Origin of the sequence: Streptomyces sp. C, from assembly GCF_000158895.1 — a bacterium.
In the GTDB taxonomy this organism is placed as follows: domain Bacteria; phylum Actinomycetota; class Actinomycetes; order Streptomycetales; family Streptomycetaceae; genus Streptomyces; species Streptomyces racemochromogenes.
This window is the reverse complement of sequence record NZ_GG657751.1, coordinates 209,967-211,413: the sequence shown is the minus strand read 5'-3', so window position 1 is coordinate 211,413 and position 1,447 is coordinate 209,967. Positions and strand designations below refer to the sequence as shown.

General features: G+C 73.9%; 2 protein-coding genes. Both read right to left on the bottom strand.

The window, feature by feature from the left end; all coding sequences use genetic code 11:
- Positions 1-11: 11 nt before the first annotated feature.
- A complete protein-coding gene (locus SSNG_RS34220; protein ID WP_050779999.1) occupies positions 12-872 on the bottom strand; it encodes an ABC transporter permease in 861 nt (286 codons plus the stop codon).
- Positions 869-1,447, bottom strand: a 579-nt coding sequence (locus tag SSNG_RS34215) for an ABC transporter ATP-binding protein (RefSeq protein ID WP_007268547.1), incomplete at its 5' end; no start/stop codon positions are given. The genes SSNG_RS34220 and SSNG_RS34215, both read right to left, overlap by 4 nt.

Sequence of the window (1,447 nt, the reverse complement as noted above, 5' to 3'; positions counted from 1 at the left end):
GGAGGTGGGGGTCATGACAGTCCCTTTCGCAGGAGGCGCCGCTGCGCCAGGACGCACAGCACGAGTCCGGCGGCCGTCCAGGCGAGCAGGACGAGGCTCGTGCGGCCCGTTTCCCAGCCGTGCGCGGGTTCGGCGGCGGCCAGGGAGTCGGGCAGGAGCGCCGCGCGCATGCCCTGCGCCAGCCACTTGAGGGGGAAGAGGGCCCCCACGTGCTGGAGCGCGTCCGGCAGCTGCGCGAACGGGTAGTAGACGCCGGACACGAACTGGAGGAGGACGAACGGGAACTGGAGCACCGCCCCGATGCCCCGCCGGTCGGTGACCAGGGAGCCGATGGCGATGCCGAGGAAGGAGTTGGCCAGCGCGCCGAGGAGGAACACCCACAGCAGGAGCGCCCAGCGGGCGGGCGAGGCGGGCAGGACGAAACCGAAGGCCGCCCAGGCCACCACCGGGACGAGGACCAGCTGGAGCGCGCTGAGCGCCAGCACCAGCAGGGCCTTGGACAGGAAGTACGCGACCGGGCTCAGCGGGGTGCCTCGCAGCCGCTTGAGGGTGCCGTCGCCGCTCTCCAGGGCGGTCCCGATGGCGAGGGTGTTGAAGGCCGCGGACATCACGCCGGAGGCGAGGACGCCGGCCACCACGACGTCGTGGACGGGGACGGAGGTGCCGGCCACGGATCCCTTGAAGAGGGTCCCGAACAGCAGCATCAGGGCCAGGGGCAGCAGCGTCCCGAAGACGAGTGCGGTGCGGTTGCGGAAGAAGACCCGTATCTCCGCCCGGCCGCGCCGCAGTCCGGTGGGGACGGCGCCGGGCAGGGCCCGACCGGGGGTGTCCCGGAGGGCGGCGGCCGGGGCGCCGGCGGGGGGTGTGCTCATGTGCCGGTGCTCCCGGGTTCGTGGTCGATCAGTTGCAGGTAGCGGTCCTCCAGGGACGGCCGCCGGACTTCGAGTTCCGGTACGTCGTTCCCGAGGCGCGCCTGGAGTCCGGCGAGGAAGCCGGGTACGTCGTGCGTCCGCGTCCGGCGCGTCCCGCCGCCCTCCCGCCAGCTGATCTCGGTGCCCGCGTCGGCGGATCCGAGGTCCTGGGGCGAGGAGACGCTGATGATGCGGCCCGCTCGCAGGACGGCCACGCGGTCGGCGAGGCGTTCCGCCTCGTCGAGGTAGTGGGTGGTGAGCAGGACGGAGGTGCCGGCCTCCTTGAGCCGCTCGACGACGCTCCACAGTTCGCGCCTGGCCTCGGGGGCGAAGCCGGTCGTCGGCTCGTCGAGGAAGAGCAGCGCGGGCCGGCCGGCGAGGGCGAGGGCCACGTCCAGCCTGCGGCGCTGGCCGCCCGAGAGGGTGGCCACCAGCTGCCGGGAGCGGTCGCCGAGGCCGACGAGGGAGAGCAGTTCGCCCACCGGGACGGGGGCGGAGTAGCAGCCGGCGATCTGGGCGGCGAGTTCGCCGACGCG

Coding starts and splice junctions, on each gene's coding strand:
- SSNG_RS34220 (WP_050779999.1), bottom strand. CDS start 872: ATGAGCACACCCCCCGCCGGCGCCCCGGCCGCCGCCCTCCGGGACACC.